Annotated in this window: 1 protein-coding gene; it reads right to left on the minus strand. The window is 68.2% G+C overall.

The genetic code is table 11. The features are described from left to right. On the minus strand, nt 1-193 hold a 193-nt coding region (locus tag SB772_RS45810), incomplete at its 3' end, for a beta-ketoacyl synthase N-terminal-like domain-containing protein (RefSeq protein WP_410839251.1). Nucleotides 194-233: the final 40 nt, after the last annotated feature.

The raw sequence follows: 233 nt of genomic DNA on the forward strand, positions 1-233 counted from the left end.
TCTCGCCCGCGCCCACCCAGTTCTGGTACCTGGAGACGCTTTCCACTCCGGCGGCGATGACGGCATTGGCCTCGCCTGATCGGATCGCGTGGAAGGCCATCCGCAGGGTCTGGAGACTCGACGCGCAAAAACGGTTGACAGTCGCCGCCGGAACCCGGTCCAGTCCGGCCAGGACGGCAACTACCCGCGCCATGTTGGAGCCCGCCTCCCCGCTCGGTTCCGCGCAGCCCAGT

The organism is Paraburkholderia sp. SIMBA_030, from assembly GCF_046535245.1.
Taxonomy (GTDB): Bacteria; Pseudomonadota; Gammaproteobacteria; order Burkholderiales; family Burkholderiaceae; genus Paraburkholderia.